At 45.9% G+C, this 21,974-nt stretch carries 14 protein-coding genes and 3 tRNA genes; 11 read left to right on the top strand and 6 right to left on the bottom strand.

What is annotated here, in order from left to right; all coding sequences use genetic code 11:
* Positions 1-104 precede the first annotated feature (104 nt).
* From QVD32_RS00180 to QVD32_RS00165, 4 genes are all read left to right on the top strand, one after another.
* Positions 105-950 (top strand): helix-turn-helix domain-containing protein, encoded by an 846-nt coding sequence (locus QVD32_RS00180; RefSeq protein ID WP_021891521.1) that lies wholly within the window; start codon positions 105-107, stop codon positions 948-950.
* Between the two features lie 94 nt (positions 951-1,044).
* On the top strand, positions 1,045-1,533 hold the full coding sequence (locus tag QVD32_RS00175; RefSeq protein ID WP_021891522.1) for a DUF4405 domain-containing protein: 489 nt from the start codon (positions 1,045-1,047) through the stop codon (positions 1,531-1,533).
* A 346-nt stretch (positions 1,534-1,879) separates the two neighbouring features.
* Positions 1,880-2,782, top strand: coding sequence for an EamA family transporter (locus tag QVD32_RS00170; RefSeq protein WP_021891523.1), 903 nt, complete (start codon positions 1,880-1,882; stop codon positions 2,780-2,782).
* A gap of 77 nt (positions 2,783-2,859) precedes the next feature.
* Positions 2,860-3,492 (top strand): DUF3256 family protein, encoded by a 633-nt coding sequence (locus QVD32_RS00165; RefSeq protein WP_021891524.1) that lies wholly within the window; start codon positions 2,860-2,862, stop codon positions 3,490-3,492.
* 705 nt (positions 3,493-4,197) lie between these two features.
* On the opposite strand, the gene asnS is transcribed toward QVD32_RS00165, so the two are convergent.
* From asnS to purB, 3 genes are all read right to left on the bottom strand, one after another.
* The gene (gene asnS, locus QVD32_RS00160) at positions 4,198-5,595 is read right to left on the bottom strand and encodes an asparagine--tRNA ligase (RefSeq protein WP_040296184.1); all 1,398 of its coding nucleotides are present in this window, start codon (positions 5,593-5,595) and stop codon (positions 4,198-4,200) included.
* Positions 5,596-5,670: 75 nt separating this feature from the next.
* Complete coding sequence (locus QVD32_RS00155; protein WP_021891525.1) at positions 5,671-6,921, bottom strand: pseudouridine synthase; 1,251 nt, start codon at positions 6,919-6,921, stop codon at positions 5,671-5,673.
* A gap of 966 nt (positions 6,922-7,887) precedes the next feature.
* The gene (gene purB, locus QVD32_RS00150; protein WP_021891526.1) at positions 7,888-9,231 is read right to left on the bottom strand and encodes an adenylosuccinate lyase; all 1,344 of its coding nucleotides are present in this window, start codon (positions 9,229-9,231) and stop codon (positions 7,888-7,890) included.
* Between the two features lie 126 nt (positions 9,232-9,357).
* Between purB and QVD32_RS00145 the strand changes: the two genes are divergently transcribed.
* The 3 genes from QVD32_RS00145 (at position 9,358) to QVD32_RS00135 (ending at position 13,757) form a co-directional block, all read left to right on the top strand.
* Positions 9,358-9,432, top strand: a tRNA-Val gene (locus tag QVD32_RS00145).
* 46 nt (positions 9,433-9,478) lie between these two features.
* Positions 9,479-9,553 (top strand) — tRNA-Val (locus QVD32_RS00140).
* Positions 9,554-10,313: 760 nt separating this feature from the next.
* Complete coding sequence (locus QVD32_RS00135) at positions 10,314-13,757, top strand: C10 family peptidase (RefSeq protein ID WP_118686943.1); 3,444 nt, start codon at positions 10,314-10,316, stop codon at positions 13,755-13,757.
* A 629-nt stretch (positions 13,758-14,386) separates the two neighbouring features.
* Here the strand turns inward: QVD32_RS00135 and QVD32_RS00130 are convergent.
* The 3 genes from QVD32_RS00130 to QVD32_RS00120 all read right to left on the bottom strand — a co-directional run bounded on the left by QVD32_RS00130 (position 14,387) and on the right by QVD32_RS00120 (position 16,615).
* Positions 14,387-14,459: transfer RNA gene (locus QVD32_RS00130), tRNA-Lys, on the bottom strand.
* A 112-nt stretch (positions 14,460-14,571) separates the two neighbouring features.
* Entirely contained in the window at positions 14,572-15,432 is an 861-nt protein-coding gene (locus QVD32_RS00125) for an MBL fold metallo-hydrolase (RefSeq protein ID WP_021890880.1), read from the bottom strand.
* 475 nt (positions 15,433-15,907) lie between these two features.
* Positions 15,908-16,615 (bottom strand): SAM-dependent methyltransferase, encoded by a 708-nt coding sequence (locus QVD32_RS00120; RefSeq protein WP_021890895.1) that lies wholly within the window; start codon positions 16,613-16,615, stop codon positions 15,908-15,910.
* Between the two features lie 84 nt (positions 16,616-16,699).
* On the opposite strand from QVD32_RS00120, the gene QVD32_RS00115 reads away from it, so the two are divergent.
* The 4 genes from QVD32_RS00115 to QVD32_RS00100 all read left to right on the top strand — a co-directional run bounded on the left by QVD32_RS00115 (position 16,700) and on the right by QVD32_RS00100 (position 21,925).
* The gene (locus tag QVD32_RS00115; RefSeq protein WP_021890896.1) at positions 16,700-18,124 is read left to right on the top strand and encodes a methyltransferase RsmF C-terminal domain-like protein; all 1,425 of its coding nucleotides are present in this window, start codon (positions 16,700-16,702) and stop codon (positions 18,122-18,124) included.
* A gap of 387 nt (positions 18,125-18,511) precedes the next feature.
* The gene (locus QVD32_RS00110) at positions 18,512-18,964 is read left to right on the top strand and encodes a hypothetical protein (RefSeq protein ID WP_021890898.1); all 453 of its coding nucleotides are present in this window, start codon (positions 18,512-18,514) and stop codon (positions 18,962-18,964) included.
* A 289-nt stretch (positions 18,965-19,253) separates the two neighbouring features.
* Positions 19,254-21,344, top strand: a complete 2,091-nt coding sequence (locus tag QVD32_RS00105) for an alpha amylase C-terminal domain-containing protein (RefSeq protein WP_008862747.1) — start codon at positions 19,254-19,256, stop codon at positions 21,342-21,344.
* Between the two features lie 110 nt (positions 21,345-21,454).
* Entirely contained in the window at positions 21,455-21,925 is a 471-nt protein-coding gene (locus tag QVD32_RS00100; protein WP_021890901.1) for a hypothetical protein, read from the top strand.
* Positions 21,926-21,974 lie beyond the last annotated feature (49 nt).

Raw genomic sequence — 21,974 nt, 5'->3', positions numbered from 1 at the left:
AGCTAAAAATAAACCGGACTGTTCTTCCTTTCTATAATATAATAAAAGTTGCAGGTGAGAGTAGAAAAATCAACTTTTTATTAGTTTTGTAAAAAAACAAATATATGCCCGTAACGATCCCTACACACAAGGCCACCCAACAATCGGACTGCGGAATATTGCTAAAAACAATTTCTCCCGGCTCTTTCCAAGAACCCGTCCAATATGCCCACCGAGACGATTACTACATATTCGGCATAGTAGAAAACGGGCATTGCTGTATCAGTATCGACTTTAAAAATTACACAGTATCGGACCATGAAATATTATGTGTTCAACCGGGTCAAGTTCACCGGGTTGTCGACACAGGAAATGCGCAAGCAACGATACTTTTCATAGATAGTGTATTTATCGACGCACCGGATAAACAAATCTTATCCGAATACGCATTATCTGTCGCACCGTTCCGAATAAACGACCTGCAATTCAACGAATTGGAACAAATTTTCTCCATTATCTCCCGAAATATAAATATACCGGAAAGCAGCCGTACCAAACGAATCGTACAAGACTTATCCCGTGCTGCCACGGGTATAATAATCGATAACATACAAAACATCATCTGCCGTCAATTGAAAAGCAGAAGACAAATCGAAATCACCTTAGCTCTCAAAAAACTACTCTCCGAAGATTCTCATATCAACAGAAGACCTTCTTATTACGCACAACTGCTACATATCTCCCCGGTCTATCTGAATGAAGTCGTCAAAAACATAACCGGGACCACCGCAAGCAAATACATTCAAGACGAAATCATATTGAGAGCCAAACGTATGCTAATCTATACCACCTTGAGCATAAAAGAGATAGCTTTCAATCTAGGGTTCGACGACCATACCTATTTCACCCGTCTATTCACTCAAACAGCCGGTTTATCCCCCACTACATACAGAAAAAAATACCTCGAATAATCCAATCATTACCCCATATAGTCTATTTCCCAGTTTCCCTATAAGCCGTTACTTTGTACTGTCTCCAAAAGAACCTATCGAACAAGAAAAAACGATGAACAAAAGACGGCTTATTTACTTGACAGACGCAATATTAATTCCCCTTTTCGTCTTATCATTATACTCAGGTATACAACTGCACATCGCAGGCCACGGAACCGAACACGACATTTGGCACAACTGGGCGGTATTTCATACCATCGACAGTCTGCTCTTTACTACATTCGGGATCATACACATCAAAAGTCATTGGTTTTGGTACAAAGGCTTGAAAAACAAAAAGCGGGAACGCAAAACACGAAGGAAACAAAAAATCGTCCTACTGCTCACATTCATCTTTATATGGGTCATTATTACCGGTATATGGTTGTTGTGTTTTGTCGAAGGAGCAAATTCGCCGTTTGGGAAATTACACTACAAGGCCGGTCTACTAATGGGTATCTTAGGGCTCCTGCACATAGTGAAACGATTGCGTCTCCTAAAAAACGGCTTATGTCTGAACACCTCTCACCCTACGAGTACTCCCCCTATCTCACCGAAATAAGCAAGGGTGAATTAAAATACCAAATGAATTCGTTACACAAAGGCAAAGCTCAGGTTAAATACATTTTATTCCTTTTTCCAATCCCCCCTCCTACTATTTTAGGAAGAACGAAATGAAACACATCAACGAGAGAAAGAACTTGAAAACACTGTCGGCTTCACATACAATAAAGCAAATACCACATGACGATGGATAGTTCGAAACCCGCCTGTTACCGCATAATATAAGGTGAAGAGACCCATTCAGTCAGACACCCGTTCCACTTGCACCAAACATCTATTTGTAAAAATTAAAACAGTTTCTAACTTTGCAGGCGATTTACAGATATAACTAAAAGATACAAAAGATGTGGTTATCACTCGCTTTTCTCTCGGCTTTCCTATTAGGCTGTTACGAAGTCTGTAAAAAGAAATCGCTCGACAACAATGCTGTCATTCCTGTACTCTTTCTCAATACCTGTTTTTGCAGTCTGTTGTTCCTCCCGTGTATTGTCCTTTCCTACGGGTTTCCCGAATTTATGCGAAATTCACTCTTCTATGTGCCCCCTTCCACCGGTCACGAGCATATTTATATCATAGGCAAAGCGGCGCTCGTCCTCACATCATGGACTTGTGCCTATTTCGCCACCAAACATTTGCCCATCACCATAGCCGGGCCAATCAAGGCTTCCCAACCCATTCTCACACTCGTAGGAGCATTACTCATCTTCGGCGAGCAACTGAATCTCTATCAATGGATCGGAGTCATTCTGGCGATCGTCTCGTTCATTATGCTATCCTTCTCCGGAAGAAAGGAAGGCATCAATTTCAAACACAATATCTGGATTCTCTTTATAGTCCTCGCCACAATCACCGGTGCGGCCAGCGGGTTGTACGACAAATATCTCATGTCGCACGGCTTCGACCGAATGACCGTACAAGTATGGTACTCCTACTATCAAATGGCGATGATGACCGTTATTCTCTTTGTATTATGGTATCCCAAACGTAAGCATACCACACCTTTTGTTTGGAAACCCTCTATCTTTTTCATCTCCCTGTTTCTCGTTTGTGCCGACTTCGTATATTTCTACGCCCTCAGCTACCCCGACTCCATGATTTCTATCGTCTCTATGGTACGTCGCAGCAGTGTCGTCGTCAGCTTCATAGCCGGCGCATTCCTGTTCCGAGAAAAAAATATCCGTAGCAAATCGTTCGATTTGATACTCGTCCTATTGGGTATGTTCTTCCTTTATCTCGGCACAAAATAAAAGACGGTAACAATATTTACGGCTGTTTTTTTGGCTCACAGAAGCAAATATGATTACTTTTGTGTCAAACGATCGTTATGAAACTAAAGAATCTGTTATTCTGTTTATGCTCGATAGTCACCTTGACATCATCGGCAATAGAACCAGTAGCGCAATTATTCATTGCCATGCCCGACTCGCTCGTCCCTTCTATCGAAGTGAACCGAAGGAAGGACCTGATCGATTTGATGCACGCCGGACAGAAAGCCGAGATTGTCACGAAACTCGGCAGTAAAGCCGAGATGACACTGCTACAAGACAGCCTGCTCTCGATCGACCTGTCGAAACGCAGTAAAATGGAAATACGGTGGTATGATACAACCGGCAACGATACGATTATCGCTCTTGTCAATACGGTATATGCCCCGGCGGGAGACAGTCGCATACGGTTTTTCGACACTGCATGGAAGGAACTCCCCGCTTCGGAACGCATTCGCCAGATACGACGGGAAGAGTTTTTCCAATTCCCCGATAGCTTGACAAAGGCAAAAAAAGAAGACTTGTTACGTCCGGTAGACATTTTCCTTGTGGAGTACAACTTCGCTACCGACGGTTCTCTATGTGCCCGGCAGTCATGGGCAAACTATCTAGACAAAGAATCATTCGATCGTATCGAACCCTATCTGCAAGATTCAATCGTGTTGCATTGGAACGGAAAAAGATTCAAATAAAACAACCTCACTTTCCTGAACAGAATCAGATTCAATCGCAGCGATAATCATCTTATATCATCAGAGACCAAACGGGCTCAGTCGATAATTAGTAGGGATTGACCTTGTATATTCCAACCCCTCTCCTCAGAAACCGTTGTTTCTTCGATGTCTCCCCTATACGGCTAACGCCACACAGGGGAGAAGGGTAAATACAATCTCCATCTCATTCTCCAAAATAATGCGGCAGAGGGGAAACTCTTCCCTTACCGTTTCTCGCAACCCTATGGAGTATATGTCGCCAAACAAAATATAGGGAGAGGAGACACATAGTGACGGAAGAATCGGAAAACAGAAAGGTATTAACCTCCTGCCCTGCGCACACACGTACGATAGGGGAGGTGGCACGTAGTGACGGAGGAGTTCAAAAATACCCGCAGCAAGAGGGAACGGATTAGGGCATCCCCCTCTCCCCCTGCCGTGTCCCGTAGCTTTACGGGGTGTTCCCATAAAGGGATACAAGGAGAGTACCCGCAGGGCGAGGGGATTAAACTTTCAAAAAGCAATATATTGTCTTTCTCAATTCTTCTCCGAAGATATCCGGAATGAGGTTGTCGACAGAGATTCATCTCTAAAATCCAAGTCTATCCTCACAAATTTTCTACTAAATCACAAAACGGGGTTACCTTTACAGGTAACCCCGTTTAATTATACAAAAAAACCTCTTTAAAACTCTGCGTTTTTCGGTGTACGAGGGAACGGTATCACGTCGCGGATATTAGTCATACCCGTAACGAACAACAGCAACCGTTCGAATCCGAGCCCGAAACCCGAGTGGGGAGCCGTACCGAAACGGCGGGTATCGAGATACCACCACATATCCTTCATCGGGATATGCAACTCTTCGATACGGGCAAGTAACTTATCATAATTTTCCTCACGCTGCGAACCTCCGATAATCTCGCCGATACGGGGGAACAGCACGTCCATCGCCCGAACCGTCTTGCCATCGTCGTTCATTTTCATATAAAAAGCCTTTATCTCTTTCGGATAATCGGTAAGGATAACCGGTTTCTTGAAATGTTCCTCTACCAAGAAACGCTCATGTTCGCTCTGCAAATCGGCGCCCCAATAGACTGGATATTCGAATTTATGACCCGACTCCTCTAATATTTTTACACCCTCGGTGTACGGCAACCGCACAAAATCGTTATCCACGACGAACTTCAACCGGTCGATCAATTCCTTGTCGTACATTTGGCATAAAAATTCGAGGTCGTCCTGACAGTGATCGAGCGCATAACGAATCAGGTATTTGAGGAAATCCTCCGCCAAATCCATGTTCTCTCCGATTTCATTGAAAGCGACTTCCGGCTCTACCATCCAAAACTCGGCCAAATGTCGCGGCGTATTCGAATTCTCGGCGCGGAACGTAGGGCCGAACGTATAAATCGCGCCCAAAGACATCGCACCCAATTCACCTTCGAGCTGTCCCGATACAGTGAGGCTGGTAGGTTTGCCGAAGAAATCCTCGCTATAATCCACCGCTCCGTCCTCGGTCTTAGGTACTTGGTTCAAGTCAAGAGTCGTTACTTGAAACATAGCTCCTGCGCCTTCGCAGTCGCTACCCGTAATTAACGGAGTATTCAAATAGAAAAATCCCCGATCGTTGAAATATTTGTGAATGGCATAAGCCATATTGTGACGGATACGCAACACTGCTCCAAATGTGTTCGTGCGAGGACGCAAATGTGCGATTTCCCGTAAAAATTCCAGCGTATGCCCTTTCTTCTGCAACGGATATACATCGGGGTCGGCGCCGCCGTAAAGCTCTATGCTATCGGCCTGTATCTCGGCCTGCTGACCTTTACCTTGCGACTCCACCAATGTACCGATGACACTAATACAAGCACCGGTCGTTATCGGTTTCATCTCCGCTTCCGAAAATTTGGAGAGGTCCACCACGACCTGTATATTTTTAATGGTAGAACCGTCGTTCACGGCAATAAAATTCACATTCTTATTGCCACGGCGCGTACGCACCCAACCCTTTACATTTACTTTTGTCCCGTAAAGAGATGCATCAAATGCATCGACGACTTTGGTTCTTTTCATTGTTTCCATACTTTTCTATATAATTGTACACTTTTTTAAGCATCGTCCCGTACGGAGAACCGTTCGGGACGTGATAAACATTTCTTATTCGAATGAACCCATCTGCAACATGTTCACCTCTTGCTGAGTGAGGTAACGCCAACGTCCCCGTTGCAGGTTCTTCTTGGTAAGCCCGGCGAAATAAACCCGGTCGAGTTTAACCACACGATACCCTAAGGCTTCGAAAATACGACGCACGATACGATTCCGCCCCGAATGAATCTCGATACCCACTTGGTTCATATCCGTCTCGTTGGCATAACTTACGGCATCGGGCTGTATAGGGCCGTCTTCCAATTCTATACCATCGGCGATTCGTTGCATATCCTCCTCGCTCACATCTCGGTCGAGCCACACATGGTATATCTTTTTCTTGATAAACTTCGGGTGCGTCAGTTTCGATGCAAGGTCGCCATCGTTCGTCAGCAGTAACACACCGGTCGTGTTGCGGTCAAGACGTCCCACCGGATAAATACGTTCGGTACAAGCGTTACGCACGATATCCATCACCGTGAGTCGTCCTTGTGGATCGTCCGATGTAGTCACACAATCCTTAGGTTTATTCAACAATACGTAAATCTTACGTTCCAAAGTCACCACCTTGCCACGGAATGTCACCGTATCATTACGGGTAATCTTCGTTCCCAGTTCGGTCACGGCAACCCCGTTGACCAACACTTCTCCGGCTTGAATAAATTCGTCGGCCTCACGACGGGAACAGATCCCTGCATTAGCCATAAATTTATTCAGACGAATCGGTTCATTCGGATCCACCTCCGGCAACTCATATTCGATGCGCTGCGGGCGGCTGAACACCTTATTATTCCGACGCGGTTGCTGGCGATTCTGATTATATCCTCCGCGATTATTATACCCCCGGTTATTATATCCGCCCGGGCGATTGTTTTGCTTCGGATAACGAGGTCTCTCACTTTCCCCGTAAGGCTGCTGGAAGCCCTCTCCCACTTCGTTATTACGATTATAATCCTGATTATACCTCGGAGTATTGTTGTAATTATTGTTCCGACGGTTGTTTCCGTAATTGCCCTGACGGTTATTGCTATACCCTCCCTGACGATTACCATAGTTGTTTGGACGTTCGTTGCCGTAAGAACGATTTCCTCCATCTCCATAGTTATTGCGGGGATAGTATGGTCTTTCCGCATTTGCACTGTACGAGGAGTGTCCCTCTTCTCCTCCATTTCTTCTGTACTCTACTTTTTCATATCGCTCGGTCGCACCTTCGCGGTTCGACATTCCGATGCGCGGACGCTTAGCTCTTTTTTCGCTTTCCATAGAAATTGTTTGTAATTAAAAATACAAGCCTCTCGGCCTATTAAAAAACATCTGTTATAAATGATAGTTATTTTTTCTCATAAACAAAAATTAGTGCAAACCGAAAGTAAAAACAAATTTACTATCGAGCCGCAGCCTATGTTTGTAAACACGTTGCAAAGATACGAAGGATTTTTCATTTTGCTTCTATTACAATCGAATAAGTTGTTATTTTCTGCTTAAAAAAACAAAAGCTCGGGCCTTTTGTTCGTCCGGCTTGCAAAGAATCTGCCTTACAACCGTTCAAAGCAACAAATACATACTCAATACGGGAATCAGTGGGGTTATCCTTGCATATTTACCCCCCCTCCTCAGAAACGACTGTTTCTTCGGCCTCTCCCCTATCGCTATACGACACAGAGGAGAAGGGTAAAATCTATCCCTGTGCCGAAATGAGAATTACCATTTTAATCTTTTCTTCCTATTGTATCTATGTGGCATTGCCGGACATTTCAGCCCTTTTTTTTAGAACAGTGAGGGATTGGAGTGAGATTATTAAAACCTCTTCCCTGCCGTGTCCCGTAGTATTATGGGGTGTTTTGCGACAGCAAAATATAGAGGCGGTGTCCGAAGGACAGAGGGGTTAAATAAAATTATCCGCAACAGAGGAAACATATCAAAGTATCAACACCCTACCTCTGTTCATCGCAGATGAGATAGGGGGAGTGCCCGAAAGGCTAGGGGATTAAGCCTTCAAAAACATAATACATTATCTTTCTCAATCCTTCATCGAAGAGATCGAACTGTTGCTATTGTCAAGAATTTCATCGCTAAAATTCATGTCTATTCCTTCTGATTTTCTACTGAACCCAATACAGAACCGGCATGCGATAAACGTCGAAGGAGAATAAGAGGTTCTCTTATTCTCCTTCGGTTACAAGTCTCATTTCTATTTTTCATCTAATCTTGCGAGGCTTCCCCACCTCATCAAAACCCGGTATATGAGTGAGGAGTTATCTTTCGTAATTCCTCTTTTACCGATTCCGAAACATCGAGCGTATCGATAAATTCCCGTATGGAGTCGGCATTAATTACCGTATTCGTCCGTGTCAAAGCCTTCAAAGTCTCGTACGGGTGAGGATAACCCTCCCTCCGCAAAATCGTCTGGATACCTTCGGCTACCACATTCCACATCTGATCGAGATCGCGATATATAGCCGGTTCGTTCAGTAACAGTTTATTCAAGCCCTTGATTGTACTATGGAAGGCAATCAGCGTGTGAGCCAAAGGAACACCCACATTCCGCAACACGGTCGAATCGGTCAAGTCGCGTTGCAAGCGCGAAACCGGCAACTTCGAAGACAAGTGGTCCAGTATGGCATTGGCTATTCCGAGATTCCCCTCCGAATTTTCATAATCGATGGGGTTCACCTTGTGAGGCATTGCCGACGAACCCACTTCTCCCGCTTTGATTTTCTGCTTGAAATACTCCATAGAAATGTATTGCCAGAAGTCCCGGTCGAGATCTATCACAATCGTGTTGATACGACGCAAAGCATCGAACAGAGCGGCGAGATTGTCATAATTCGAAATTTGAGTGGTCCACTCCTCCCGGTCTATCCCCAACCGCTCCTTCAAAAATCTATTCCCGAATGCCGGCCAATCGATATCGGGATAAGCAAAACGATGAGCATTGAAATTACCGGTAGCTCCTCCGAACTTACCGCTCACCGGAACCGATTCGAGCAAAGCCATCTGCCGTTCCAACCGATAGCCAAATACCCGTATCTCTTTCCCCAGACGGGTGGGCGATGCCGGCTGCCCGTGAGTTTTGGCAAGCATGGGAATATCTTTCCATTCCTCGGCATACCGGTTGATAATAGCCAGCATATCTTTCAACACTGGGAAATAACAATCGTGCAAAGCCTCTTTCAACAAAAGAGGAACCGACGTATTATTAATATCCTGTGAAGTCAACCCGAAATGGATAAACTCTTTATAAGCCTCCAAATGCAATTCGTCGAATTTCTCTTTAATAAAATACTCGACAGCCTTCACATCATGATTAGTAACAGACTCTATCGACTTCACTTTTTCGGCATCGGCCTCCGTAAAATCGGTATATATCTTGCGCAACGCCGGAAACAAATCAGGATTTACCCCCGAGAGCTGAGGAAGCGGCAATTCGCACAATGCAATGAAATACTCGATTTCGACCCGTACCCTATACCGGATAAGTGCCCATTCCGAAAAATAAAGCGACAAATTTTTCACCTTATTGCGATAGCGGCCATCGACAGGAGATATAGCCGTGAGTGATGATAATTCCATAGTCTTTTATTTGAAATAGAGTACAAAAATACGATTTCCCCGGCAATTTTTACACAATAATTTCATTTTTTGTTTTGCAGATAAAAAAATAGTATTACCTTTGCAACGCTTTTCGGCAAACTATCCGGGCGTTTAGCTCAGCTGGTTTAGAGCATCTGCCTTACAAGCAGAGGGTCGGCGGTTCGAATCCGTCAACGCCCACAAAATCTTGGACAAAACCTTGTTGAGCGAAAGCTCACGAAAACAAGGGCGTTTAGCTCAGCTGGTTTAGAGCATCTGCCTTACAAGCAGAGGGTCGGCGGTTCGAATCCGTCAACGCCCACTATCCCCAAAAACAACTATATATGTCCGCACTTGTAAGAATCAGTCTTGCAGGTGTTTTTTGTTTTATGGCAAAGCCTACTCTTTACCATACATAATACAGAAGATGCAGCCTACCATTTGCATATTAGGCAAAAAAATAGGTCAGTAAAAATTTAGTGGGGATTGTTCTTGTATATTCTCTCCCATATATAGCTAACACCGTTCTCCGTAATGCTACGGGACATGGCAGGGGAGAAAGGGATATGTCCGGTATAAACAGACTGATATGATGGCGTTTTCAACCCCTCCGTCCTTACAGACACCTCCCCTATCGCACATTCGTGCGCAGAGGAGGAGTACAACACATTTCTTAGCTTTTGTAGTTTTCTACGCAACAAGACAAAACATTCTAACCTTCTCCCTTGCCGTGTCCCGCAGCATTGCGGGGTGTTTTTGCCCAGCAAAATATAGGGGAGGTGGCCGCAAGAACGAAGGGATTTGAAGTATCAATGAGCCCTTTCAAATTCCTACCAAGCCACAAGCGCAAATCAAATTACCGGGTAACAGTCCTGCCCTCAAACTCCATCGCCTTCGGACGCAATATCCCCCTCGCGCCCCATTCGTGTATTTTCAAAATCAAAGAGTCTCTTATTATAAAATAATATAGACAATTATATTTTCTTTATAAAATCGGGATAAAAAATTTTTATATTATTATATTTGTAACAAAGATATTTAAGCAATAAGCCGAGAATGAAAATCCCAATAACCAACATGATATGAAAATAAAACTTACTTTTATGATTGGCATGCTGAGTGCTTGTACCTTGCTACTCCAAGCCCAATCGATCGATGAAGAAACAGCCCGCGCAGAGGCTTGTCGATTTTTCAACGAACGGATTACAAAAATTCCCTCCAAACGAGACATTTCCCGACAAAGCCCACGACTAAAATTAGCCGAAAAAAGAATGCTGAGTAACAACGAAACGGCTTATTATATCTTTAACCGAGGCGAAACAGACGGCTTCGTTGTCGTCGGAGCACAAAACGAACCGATAGTCTTGGGTTACGCAGACGAAGGTAGCTTCGACCCTCACAATATTCCAGATGGATTAAGGGAATTATTGAATAGCTACGCCGATGAACTGGAATGGGCCGCAAATCAAACACAGTCGATATCGGCCTCTCCCAAAGGTTCTACCCCCGACAAACCGGCTATCGCCCCGCTATGCGAGGCTATGTGGAATCAAGACGATCCTTACAATCGTCTAACTCCGATTATAAACGGGAAACATGCTCCCACGGGGTGTGTGGCTACCGCCATGTCTATCCTCATGTATCACCACCGTTGGCCGGAACAAGGATCGGGCTCCTACGGAGATGTCGATTTCAGCAAAGCCCGATACAATTGGGAACAAATGACCCCTACATACGGAACGGGAAGCGAAGAAACAGCCTGCACGGAAGTGGCCGAACTGATGTACCATTGCGGTGTGGCGGTAAAAATGAAATACGGAGCCACCGAAAGTGCCGCTTTTTCAACAAATATCGCTCCTGCCCTGAACGACTATTTCGGATACAACGGAGTACTTTACGCCGAAAAAGACCAATATGGCATTAAAACATGGGAAGACCTTATTTATAACGAATTATCAGAAAATAGACCTCTATATTATGCCGGAGGTGTGCATGCGTTCGTCTGTGACGGATACGACGGGAACGGCTATTTCCATTTCAATTTCGGGTGGGGTGGTCATGCCAACGGCTATTTCCGTCTCTATGCCATTCGTTTGAGCGATGTCGGTATCGGCGGAGGAGCGGGCGATTACAGTTCGGGACAATGTATCGTTTACGGTATAGAGCGCCCCGATGCGAACCGACACGTTCCCCTCTCCATTATCGGATACGGGAGTTTGTTTTTAACAGATTCCCAAAATGGAAGTTTTGGCTATAATGCCGATGTGATAAACGCCGGTGAGGAAACTATAAGCATCGAGACCGGCATCGAAATCAAGCCATCGAATGGAGGAGACTCCCAATTCCACTTCATAACCACAGAATCTTTTCCGGCCCAATACAATGAGCGGTATTTCTTTGATATCCCCCTCGATAATTTACCGGAGCTGCCAATCGGCGAATACAATCTTTACCCTATTTACCGAATAACGGGCAAGAATCAAACAAAAGTAGTTCCGTTCCCTTCCAATAAAATACAATACCTGTCGCTAACAGTATCCAATGAGGGCAAAAACTTCTCGCTTCCGGCGATAGAACCCATATTTACAAGTCAAATTACCCCCAAGCACGAGCTGTATAGCGGGAAACGAGCCGACTTCGATATAAAACTCTCCGTAACAGGTTATGAGTATTCCGGAGATATACAACTTCTTCTCACCCGAACCGACAATTCATACTCTTGGAGCAAACAAAGGCCGGTAGACTTGACTCCCGGAGATACAATCGATTTTTCTTGGAGCGAAATCCTAATAGGCGCCATGGACAGACCCGTTCCGGCAGGAGAATACAAATTGCAGTTACGAGTCAAATACCAGCCAATATGCGAACAAGACATAACCGTGTTGCCCGCACCCGAAACAAGCGTATTGGAACTCGTCTCGCCCATTGCGGTCAAAAATCAAGGCTGCGTGTCTCCGGATAAATTCGAAGCCTCTTTCACGGTACGTTGTACCTCGGGCTGCTTTATCGGCTGCATCAACGCTTTTTGTTACGACAAAGCCTCCGGGAACGGTATAGCCCAACCTTTTGAAAGCGATTTCCTCGTACTGAAAGAAGGCGAGGAACAGACATACGTCTACAATTCCTTATTGACAGCCGAACAGGGAACTATCGCCACAGTCGATATCTTCACCGATTTGGACAATGACGGCATCGGTGAGATTATCGGCCCGACCGAGTACAACTCGGTTCCGTTCATGATAGCCCCTGAGCACTATCTCGCTATTGACGATGTTACCGTTTTCCCCGACACGGCTTTTCAGAAATATTTACACACCATAGACTGGTTGAACGACGGTTATATGTCCGACTATGAATTTAACGAAACAACTTATATCAATGTAAACGAACGCAATATAACAACACTAAAAGGACTCGAATTCTTCAAAAACCTCACAAGGTTGGACTGCTTGAACAACAAACTCCAAGCGGTCGACCTCTCGGGAAACACGCATCTATCCGAAGTAAATTGCCAGCACAACAATATAGACACCCTCATATTTGAAAATCACCCCGATCTCGCATGGCTGGCTTGCGGAGACAACCGCATAGAAGAATTGCGTATATCCAACTCACCCAAATTGACTTACTTATCTTGTGAAGACAACCGATTGCGAAACTTTTCTTTCGGGATTCTCCCGGCTCTCCAAGACCTCATGGCCGACAATAACCCACTCGACGACATCGACCAGTTCGATTTTACCCGTCTTCCTTCCCTCAAAATGTTTCGACTGTCGGGCAGTAACGCTACGACTTTCCGCCCGACAAACGATTCCATCAGGACACTGGTTATCGGCGGGAACACAATGCTCGAAGAGCTGAACGTGTCGGGCTGCACAGAATTATCCACATTTCATTTGCAAAATTGTCCGAGACTTGCGAACCTATCGCTCACAAACGAAAAGTTAACCTCCGTCTCTCTTTATGAAAATTCCGGACTTTCATACCTCGACGTGTCATCTTGCACTTCACTTTCCGATTTTGAGTGTAGCGGAAGCCCCCTCTTTATGCTCGATTTGTCAAGTAATACGGCTCTCTCGTCTGCCACTTTCAGAAACGGGAGAGACTGTACCGTGACCGTCAACGACAAGAATTGTTTCGACCTCACGGATTGGATCGGTCAAGGCTTTCGGATCGACCGCATGAGCAATCTTCAAAATGCCTCTGTCAAGGACAACTCTCTCCATTTCGGGGCCTCTTACGTCCAATACGACTACCTCACAGGTAACGACATTCTACCTTCGATTCCCGTCACCCTGCAAAGCGAAGGTTGGGCATCGGGAATTTCCATGCCTAAGCAGGGAAACAAAGTATATGCCATAGGGCGGGAAATCATAATTGAAGGCTACCAGAACGAATCGATATCAGTCTACACAATGACCGGGAAACACCTATTCGACAAACAAGCCCAATCGTTCACTGTCCCCACCGCAGGAATCTATATAGTCAAAGTAAACGACCGAGCTACACTCGTATCGGTTCCTTAACGCAGTAGGCAAGGATAAAATCCCAATATACACAGCCCCGCACAGATGACATCTGTGCGGGGCTGTGTATAAATATAGGTTCAGTAGAAAATTCATGGGGATAGACTTGAATGTTAATGAATGAGAGGAATCTGCATTTCCCCTTCTCCCCTGCCGTGTCCCGTAGCATTACGGGGAGTTACGTTAACCATATAGGGAAGATACCGAAGGAACAACAGTTTTTGAGAAAAGAAATTGAAAGATAGCATATTATATTTTGAAGGCTTAACCCCCTCGCCCTGCGGGCACTCCCCCTATCTCATCTACGACGAGCAGAGGGAGAGTGTTGAAAGTATCCTTTTGAACCGCTTTTATTCGCTCCGATGCTTTGTGGGTATTTTCCCTTCTCTCCTGCCATGCCCCGTAGCATTACGGGGTGTTTTGTCCTGCAAAACATAGGGAGGTGTCCGCAAGGACGGAAGGGTTGAAAACAACATCTCGTTAAGCCGTTTATATCAGATATTTACCCCCCTCTCCTCTCCCCCTATATTCCTTGCCGGAACACAGGGGGGGGGGAGGGAGATACATCACTCTGTTCCTGTTATCGAATTTTTACAAAAAAAGCGCCTGCATTTCTGCAAGCGCTTCTGTGACCCCGGAGGGACTCGAACCCTCGACCCAATGATTAAGAGTCATTTGCTCTACCAACTGAGCTACGGAGTCGACTTCTTAGACGGAACGGGTGCAAAGGTAACTCTTTTCGAGAAACCGGCAAACGATTATTCAAAAAAATTTCTCGCAACCACTATTTTTGACACTCCGGCAAACGATCCGGCTATCCAAGACAGTCATCTTCTCCCGAAACCGCACTGTTCCAATCCATTCTTTCCGACTCTTCAAACGTATAAAGCTCCGACGGGTGATTACGGGTAAGTGCCACCAACTCCACATCTTTACCCACTCGTATGCCTTCCTCGTAAAGTCGGTTTTCCACCGTCTTATAAGCCAGTTCAGGGTGATTGTTATCCCCGCTGAGATGACATAGAAAAATATTTCGCAAAGCCGGCGTATAGATTCGAGCCAAATATTCGGCCGTACGGGCATTGTCCATATGGCCGCTATCGGCAAGGATACGTCTCTGCAAATGAAGAGGATAAGAACCGTTACGCAACATCGCCTCATCGTAATTCGATTCGATGACCAGATAATTAGCTTGCCGCAAATATTTATCTGCCGTAGGCGTGATATGCCCCAAATCGGTCGCAAAAGCAAAATACAAATTCCCGTAAGAAATAAAAAAGCCTACGTTGTCGCTCCCGTCATGGGGTACTTCGAAGGCTGTAATCGTAAAATCCTTGATCTTGAACGGAATCTCTTTTACAATAGGCCGATGAGCGCTGTAAATTTTATCGACCATACAATAATTACGATTCATTCCGTTCTTGATGGCCTCGGTGGTATAAATGGGTATGCCGTATTTTTCGCCTAATGTCCCTGCCGCCTTGATATGGTCGGCATGGTCGTGGGTAATGCACAGAGCAACGATTTTTTCAAAAGGGATACCATACTCTTTCAAAACCTTCTTGATCGTCCGCACACCCTTGCCGGCATCGATCAGTATGCCATACTCCTCGTTTCCCAGATAATAACAATTGCCGCTACTGCCGCTGGCAAGGCTTAGAAATTGTAAGCTCATATCCTTTTTTCTCCTCGGGGCACAAAGATAGCTTTTTAACGGCACAATTGAAAATTATCGAAGGTAAGATATTTAGAATCCGTTTAAATTTCTTCGATCTCCGACGAAGCATAAAGGCAAAAAAAAACGATTCTGCCAATAGAGATTGTCCTTCATCTCCCCAGCCGTGTCTTGTAGCATTACAGGGTGTTTTGTGGCAAATAAAATATAGGATAAAGTGTCACGAAGAAACAAAAGGGTTGAAAAAACAGAAAGGTATTAACCTCCTCCCTGCCGTGTCCCGTAGCCTTACGGGGTGTTTTACAACGCAAAATATAGAGGAGGTGTCCACAAGACGGAGGGGTTGAAAAAAATAACCACAGCAGAGAGAGAGCGGATTAGGGCATCCCCCTCTCCCCCTGTGTTTCCGCAAGGAAATATAGGGGGAGTGCCCACAGGGCGAAGGGGTTAAACTCTATAATCAAAGGGAAAAAATCTACTTATAAAGTAAAAAAATGGCAGGGGTTTTCTGATAATCATACTTCGTCTTCGCCCACTCACCCAACGAGAGCGTACGAATACTTTCATCGGGGCAAGAAATACCCGCCGCCACGCACAACCTCGTATGAGGACGACAGGAACGCACCAAATCCTCTATCATCTTATGATTACGATAAGGCGTTTCGATAAATATCTGCGTCTGCCCTTCGGCATATACCCGTTGTTCGAGCTGCTTGATTCTCTTTATCCGTTCTCCCGCCTCGATAGGCAGATAACCCTGAAAAGCGAAACTCTGCCCGTTGAATCCCGAAGCCATCAGCGACATCAATATCGACGAAGGTCCCACCAATGGAACCACAGGCAAATGTTCCCGTTGGGCGATCGCCACAACATCGGCCCCCGGATCGGCCACAGCCGGACAACCGGCCTCCGAAATCACGCCTGTCGCATATCCCCGCCGCAACGGTTCGAGAAAACCCGACACCTCCGTCGCCTCCGTGTGACGGTTCAATTCATAAAACGTCAAGTCGTCGATACAAATATCGGGATTTGATTTTTTGAGAAACCGTCGGGCCGAACGCACATTCTCTACGATAAAGTGACGTATCCCGGCTATTACTTCGCGGTTATAAGAAGGTAGCACCTGCTCGACCGGTGTATCGCCCAGAGGAACAGGAATCAGATATAATGCGGTTTTGAGCATACAAATTCGATTTATCGGCAAAACCCATTTTCACCGTTCGACAAAAATAGGTATTTTTGCCCAAAGAGAAAAACAGAAACTGTTATGACAGACCTGCCTGCCCCATTTATCGAACGTACCCGCCGATTACTCGGCGACGACTATCCCCGCTTTGCCGAGGCCCTCGAATCGGAATCTCCGACAAGCATACGGCTCAACCCTTCGAAAAGTACTCCGACAGGCACGATAGGCGATCCGGTTCTCTGGGCTCGACATGGGTTCTATCTCTCTTCCCGGCCAACGTTTACCTTCGACCCCCGGCTTCACGCCGGAGCCTACTACGTACAAGAAGCGGCATCGATGTTCCTCAATCGGGTAATACGGCAATACGTTCATGAGCCGGTCCGTTATCTCGACCTTTGTGCCGCACCCGGTGGAAAATCGACCGATGCCGTTGCGTCGCTCCCGGTCGGCAGTTTAATCGTCAGCAACGAAGTCATACCCAACCGGGCGCATATCCTCGCCGAAAACATTGTCAAATGGGGATCGCCCTATTGCATAGTCACCCGCAACGAAGCCTCGGCATTCGGCGCACTCGAAGAATACTTCGACATCATTGCCGCCGATGTCCCTTGTTCGGGAGAAGGTATGTTCCGCAAAGACCCCGCCGCCATCACCGAGTGGTCAGCGGCGAATGTGGCGCATTGCGCCGAGCGACAGCGCGCCATTCTCACCGATGTGTGGAACGCTCTACGCCCCGGCGGATTGTTCATTTACAGCACCTGTACCTACAACACCGAAGAAAACGAGGAGATGATCGGTTTCCTCCGAAAAAAGTTCGGGGCCATACCTCTCACAGTCGATATCGACCCGGCTTGGAACATAACGCCTGCACTCGTTGGCGATCTGCCCGCCTATCGCTTCATGCCCCACCGTACCCGGGGCGAAGGTCTCTTTATGGCAATCCTTCGGAAACCGGGCGAACCCGGTGAAACTCGACGAGAGGCTCTCCTCTCGACAGCCGAAAAGACAGAGAAACGCAACAAAAAAAATAAAACACCCCGAATAGCTATACCCGATGAATGGAGGCTTCTCGTTGCCAACCCCGACCGCTATACATTCATATCCGACGAAGAGAAAATTATCGCTATCCCGGCCGAGTATACAACCGATTATAAACTCCTCGACCGGAATCTCGACCTGTTGCACGCCGGTATCACCGTAGCCACGCTCAAAGGAAAAGACTACGTGCCACATATCTCGCTGGCACTCTCCACAGCCTTCGATATGAATAAAGTCGTCCGCTACGAGGCCTCCCTCGACACAGCCCTTGCCTACCTCCGACGAGAAAGCCTCTTCCTGCCCACCGACTTACCCCGAGGATATATACTTGTCACCTATGAAGGATTTCCCCTCGGCTGGGCAAAACATCTTGGCAACCGAACCAACAACCTCTACCCGCAAGAGTGGAGAATCCGTAGCGGATATACGCCCGATACTCCGTTCGAATTGAACATCGCACCGAAATAACGACATAAATATTCTCTCGGACTTCCCCTCTGGCACTGCGTGCCACCTCCCCCTATTGCTGACGCCACAAAGAGGAGGAGGAAAACACATACCTCTCTGTTCCTGTTATCAAAAGTATTAACACTTCTCCCCTGCCGTGCCCCGTAGTATTACGGGGAGTTGCGTTAGCGATATAGGGGAGAGACAGAGGAGCGGTAGCGACGATGAGAGGGGTTAGAAATACTACATCATTCTTGCTTATGGTATTGAAAAACGACATCTCATCAGTCTGCTTCTATCGGACATATCCCTTCCTCCCTACTTTTACCCGATACCGATCGGGTAAAAAAAATTCAATCATGCCATAAAATGCGAATGCCCCGACCATACATTTGCCTCAAAAAAAGTATGGAAACACAAGAACAGAAATTCACCCGGGAACTGGCAAATAGCCGTATGCAAATAGAACTGTTACGCAATCAAGTATTGCTGCGTTATTACGCACAATTGCTCGAACTCGATATTATGCAGCATCCCAAAGAAGTGAAAACGCTCATGAGCAGCATTAACACCCTCGAACGTTATGCTCGCAAATACACCCCCAAAGACTCTGCCGAGGTTACTCCCGTCTCTAACGAAACCCAACCGATGACAAACGGGAAAGAAACGGCAACAAACACAGTTCCACACGAAGGAGAAAAAACCGAAACTATTGAACCGAAAAAAATACAGAATACGGCTGTCGCAAAACCCACCCCACATACGCCGGTCGAACCGCCACACCTCTCATCAGTGACAAATTTCCCCGAAGGAATAAAGATAAAGAAAGTTGTCCATCGAAGTAAAACACACCGAAAATAACCTCCGGGGGGAAAACACAAAGTCGATTTTTCGACCACACGGTCGTCTCCGGCATCAATTTTCATATATTTAAACTTACCGAATACAAAAAGCACATTCGATATAAAAATAAATAAACTTGTTTGTTCTGCGCTCGACTTTCATTATATTTGCACGTGATGCAAAGGAAATCGAGCCCGGCCGTGCAAAAAATTTTCACATCGGGTCATTTGTTTTTTCTTTGTACAGAAACAACGGGCAGAAGCAGTAACTGCATCGCTCTTTATATTCCTCCTTAAAATACAGCCCTATGAAAACTCTGAAACTGATAAAAAACGACCCGTGGCTGGCTCCCTATAAACAGGCTATCGAAGGCCGGCACAATCGTGCCGTGGAAAAAATTTCGGAACTAACCGGAGGAACAGGAAACCTTTCCGATTTTGCCGACGGCTATCTTTACTTCGGATTACATAAAGAAAACGGCCACTGGGTATTTCGGGAGTGGGCGCCCAATGCCAATGCTATCTATTTGATAGGAAACTTCTCGAACTGGAAAGAACGCCCCGAATATCGGTTATTAGCCATCGGCAGAGGAGTATGGGAAATAAAACTTCCACTCGATACGTTACACCATCTCGACTTTTACAAACTATCCGTACACTGGCCCGGAGGACAAGGAGAACGCATTCCGGCTTGGGCCACGAGAGTCGTGCAAGACCCCGAAACATATATCTTCTCGGCACAAATTTGGGATCCCGAAAAGCCTTTCGTTTTTTCAAAAAAGCCGTTTCGCCCCCAAACCTCCCCGCTGCTGATTTACGAATGTCACATCGGTATGGCGCAACAAGAAGAAAAAGTTGGCAGTTATACCGAATTTAAAGAAAAGATACTTCCCCGCATTGTTGCCGACGGATACAACGCCATACAAATCATGGCTATACAAGAGCACCCCTATTACGGTTCTTTCGGGTATCACGTATCCAGTTTCTTCGCCCCGTCGTCCCGCTTCGGGACACCCGACGAATTGAAATCGCTCATCGACGAAGCTCATAAAATGGGAATAGCCGTCATTATGGACATCGTACACTCTCACGCTGTCAAGAACGAAGTCGAAGGGTTAGGTCGATTCGATGGCTCGTACAACCAATACTTTTACGGCGACCACCGGCGAGAGCACCCCGCTTGGGACTCTTTGTGTTTCGACTATGGAAAAAACGATGTAATCCACTTCTTGCTCTCCAACTGCAAATACTGGCTCGACGAATTCAGGTTCGATGGTTTCCGGTTCGATGGCGTCACCTCGATGCTCTATTACAACCACGGTTTGGGACAGGCTTTCGGTTCGTACGACGACTATTACAACGGAGGGCAGGACGACAACGCCATCGTTTATCTCACTCTGGCCAATGAACTCATTCACCAAGTAAATCCGCGGGCGATAACCATCGCCGAAGAAATGAGCGGAATGCCGGGATTAGCAGCGAAATTCAACGACGGAGGAATAGGGTTCGATTACCGAATGGCTATGGGAATACCCGATTTCTGGATAAAGACCATTAAAGAGAAAAAAGACGAGGACTGGAAACCCACGGCCATATTTTGGGAACTGACCAATCGGCGTTCCGATGAAAAGACCATCAATTATGCCGAGAGCCACGACCAAGCACTGGTCGGCGATAAAACCATTATTTTCCGGCTCATCGACGACGTCATGTATTGGCACATGAGCAAGGGAGATACCAATCTGATCGTAGATCGAGGCATGGCCCTGCATAAAATGATACGGCTGGTAACCCTCTCGACCATCAACGGCGGTTACCTCAACTTCATGGGAAATGAATTCGGCCACCCCGAATGGATCGATTTTCCGCGTCAAGGAAACGGCTGGTCCTATAAATACGCCCGTCGGCAATGGGACCTCGTAGACCGAAACGATTTGAAATATCAATACCTCGGAGCCTTCGACGAAGCCATGATTCACATCATAAGCCAAAAGAAAAAATTCGAACGAACCCCTATCGTCAAACTCTGTGAAAACGACGGAGACCAAGTACTCGCATTCCTGCGCGACGATCTGCTTTTCGTATTCAACTTCCACCCGTTCAAATCCTTTAACGGATACGGCATTTTGGCCCCGACAGGAGAATACGAGCACATACTCAGTAGCGACGATCCTGCATTCGGAGGATACGGACTCATTGATATGAAAGTGAAACACCTCACCCGACACGATCCGTTATTCGAAAAAGACAACAAAGAATGGCTCATGCTCTACCTCCCGGCACGGACAGCTCAGATTTTAAGATGGAAAAAGCCCGAACCCGGAGAAACGAAGAATGCAAGTAAATCGAAAAAATCGGCAGGTTCGATAAAAAAAGAGAATAAAAGCAAAAAGAAATAGTCCATCGACAATCCGTTTAGATATGGAAAAGCGTAATAAATGCAAAGCTCGAAATGCAGTAATTCACACAATTGGCATTTATTAAGTAGTAATCTTTCATTCGGAAGCTCATGAAAAAAATACTTGGAACGCTACTGATACTCACAAATATCGTGATATTCTCCGGTTGTACTTTTATTAACGAAGAAGAAAAATTCAATCCGGTCGCTTTGAAAATCGAAAGTACAGATTTGGCACAAACGACCCGAGACGAATATACGATACCGGCGGGAGGAGGGCAGCTAACTGTTTATAGTGCAGAAGAAAAAAATCCTTTTTGCCTCGTCAACTGGTTCGAAGTAAACGGTGTGGAATGCTACCTGAACGGAGTAGAAAATGATTTATACAACGACAGGGCAGACTATTCCTACGACTGGGGAGAAATTATCATCTCATCGGCCACTCTACCGGTCAAAAACAATATTACAATTCGTCCGAATCTTTCCGGGAAAGAGAGGAAAATTCGCATAGGACTCAACTGTTTCAAATACGATTATAGAATTCTGGATATAATCCAACTTTCGAATGAAAGCAACCCTTAACGAGCTTTACAAAATCGAGTTACGACGAAGATAGTCTATTGAGAAAGCC

Source organism: Barnesiella sp., from assembly GCF_022723415.1.
Lineage (GTDB): Bacteria > Bacteroidota > Bacteroidia > Bacteroidales > Barnesiellaceae > Barnesiella > Barnesiella intestinihominis.
The sequence above is the reverse complement of the archived record's forward strand: the minus strand, read 5'-3'. Positions and strand labels throughout refer to the sequence as shown.

Bases quoted from the DNA above. Each gene is read 5' to 3' on its own strand.
- QVD32_RS00170 (WP_021891523.1), top strand. From the start codon at position 1,880: ATGTGGTTATCACTCGCTTTTCTCTCGGCTTTCCTATTAGGCTGTTAC.
- QVD32_RS00155 (WP_021891525.1), bottom strand. From the start codon at position 6,921: ATGGAAAGCGAAAAAAGAGCTAAGCGTCCGCGCATCGGAATGTCGAAC.
- QVD32_RS00180 (WP_021891521.1), top strand. From the start codon at position 105: ATGCCCGTAACGATCCCTACACACAAGGCCACCCAACAATCGGACTGC.
- purB (WP_021891526.1), bottom strand. From the start codon at position 9,231: ATGGAATTATCATCACTCACGGCTATATCTCCTGTCGATGGCCGCTAT.
- QVD32_RS00175 (WP_021891522.1), top strand. From the start codon at position 1,045: ATGAACAAAAGACGGCTTATTTACTTGACAGACGCAATATTAATTCCC.
- QVD32_RS00125 (WP_021890880.1), bottom strand. From the start codon at position 15,432: ATGAGCTTACAATTTCTAAGCCTTGCCAGCGGCAGTAGCGGCAATTGT.
- QVD32_RS00135 (WP_118686943.1), top strand. From the start codon at position 10,314: ATGAAAATAAAACTTACTTTTATGATTGGCATGCTGAGTGCTTGTACC.
- QVD32_RS00165 (WP_021891524.1), top strand. From the start codon at position 2,860: ATGAAACTAAAGAATCTGTTATTCTGTTTATGCTCGATAGTCACCTTG.
- QVD32_RS00120 (WP_021890895.1), bottom strand. From the start codon at position 16,615: ATGCTCAAAACCGCATTATATCTGATTCCTGTTCCTCTGGGCGATACA.
- QVD32_RS00100 (WP_021890901.1), top strand. From the start codon at position 21,455: ATGAAAAAAATACTTGGAACGCTACTGATACTCACAAATATCGTGATA.
- QVD32_RS00115 (WP_021890896.1), top strand. From the start codon at position 16,700: ATGACAGACCTGCCTGCCCCATTTATCGAACGTACCCGCCGATTACTC.
- asnS (WP_040296184.1), bottom strand. From the start codon at position 5,595: ATGGAAACAATGAAAAGAACCAAAGTCGTCGATGCATTTGATGCATCT.
- QVD32_RS00110 (WP_021890898.1), top strand. From the start codon at position 18,512: ATGGAAACACAAGAACAGAAATTCACCCGGGAACTGGCAAATAGCCGT.
- QVD32_RS00105 (WP_008862747.1), top strand. From the start codon at position 19,254: ATGAAAACTCTGAAACTGATAAAAAACGACCCGTGGCTGGCTCCCTAT.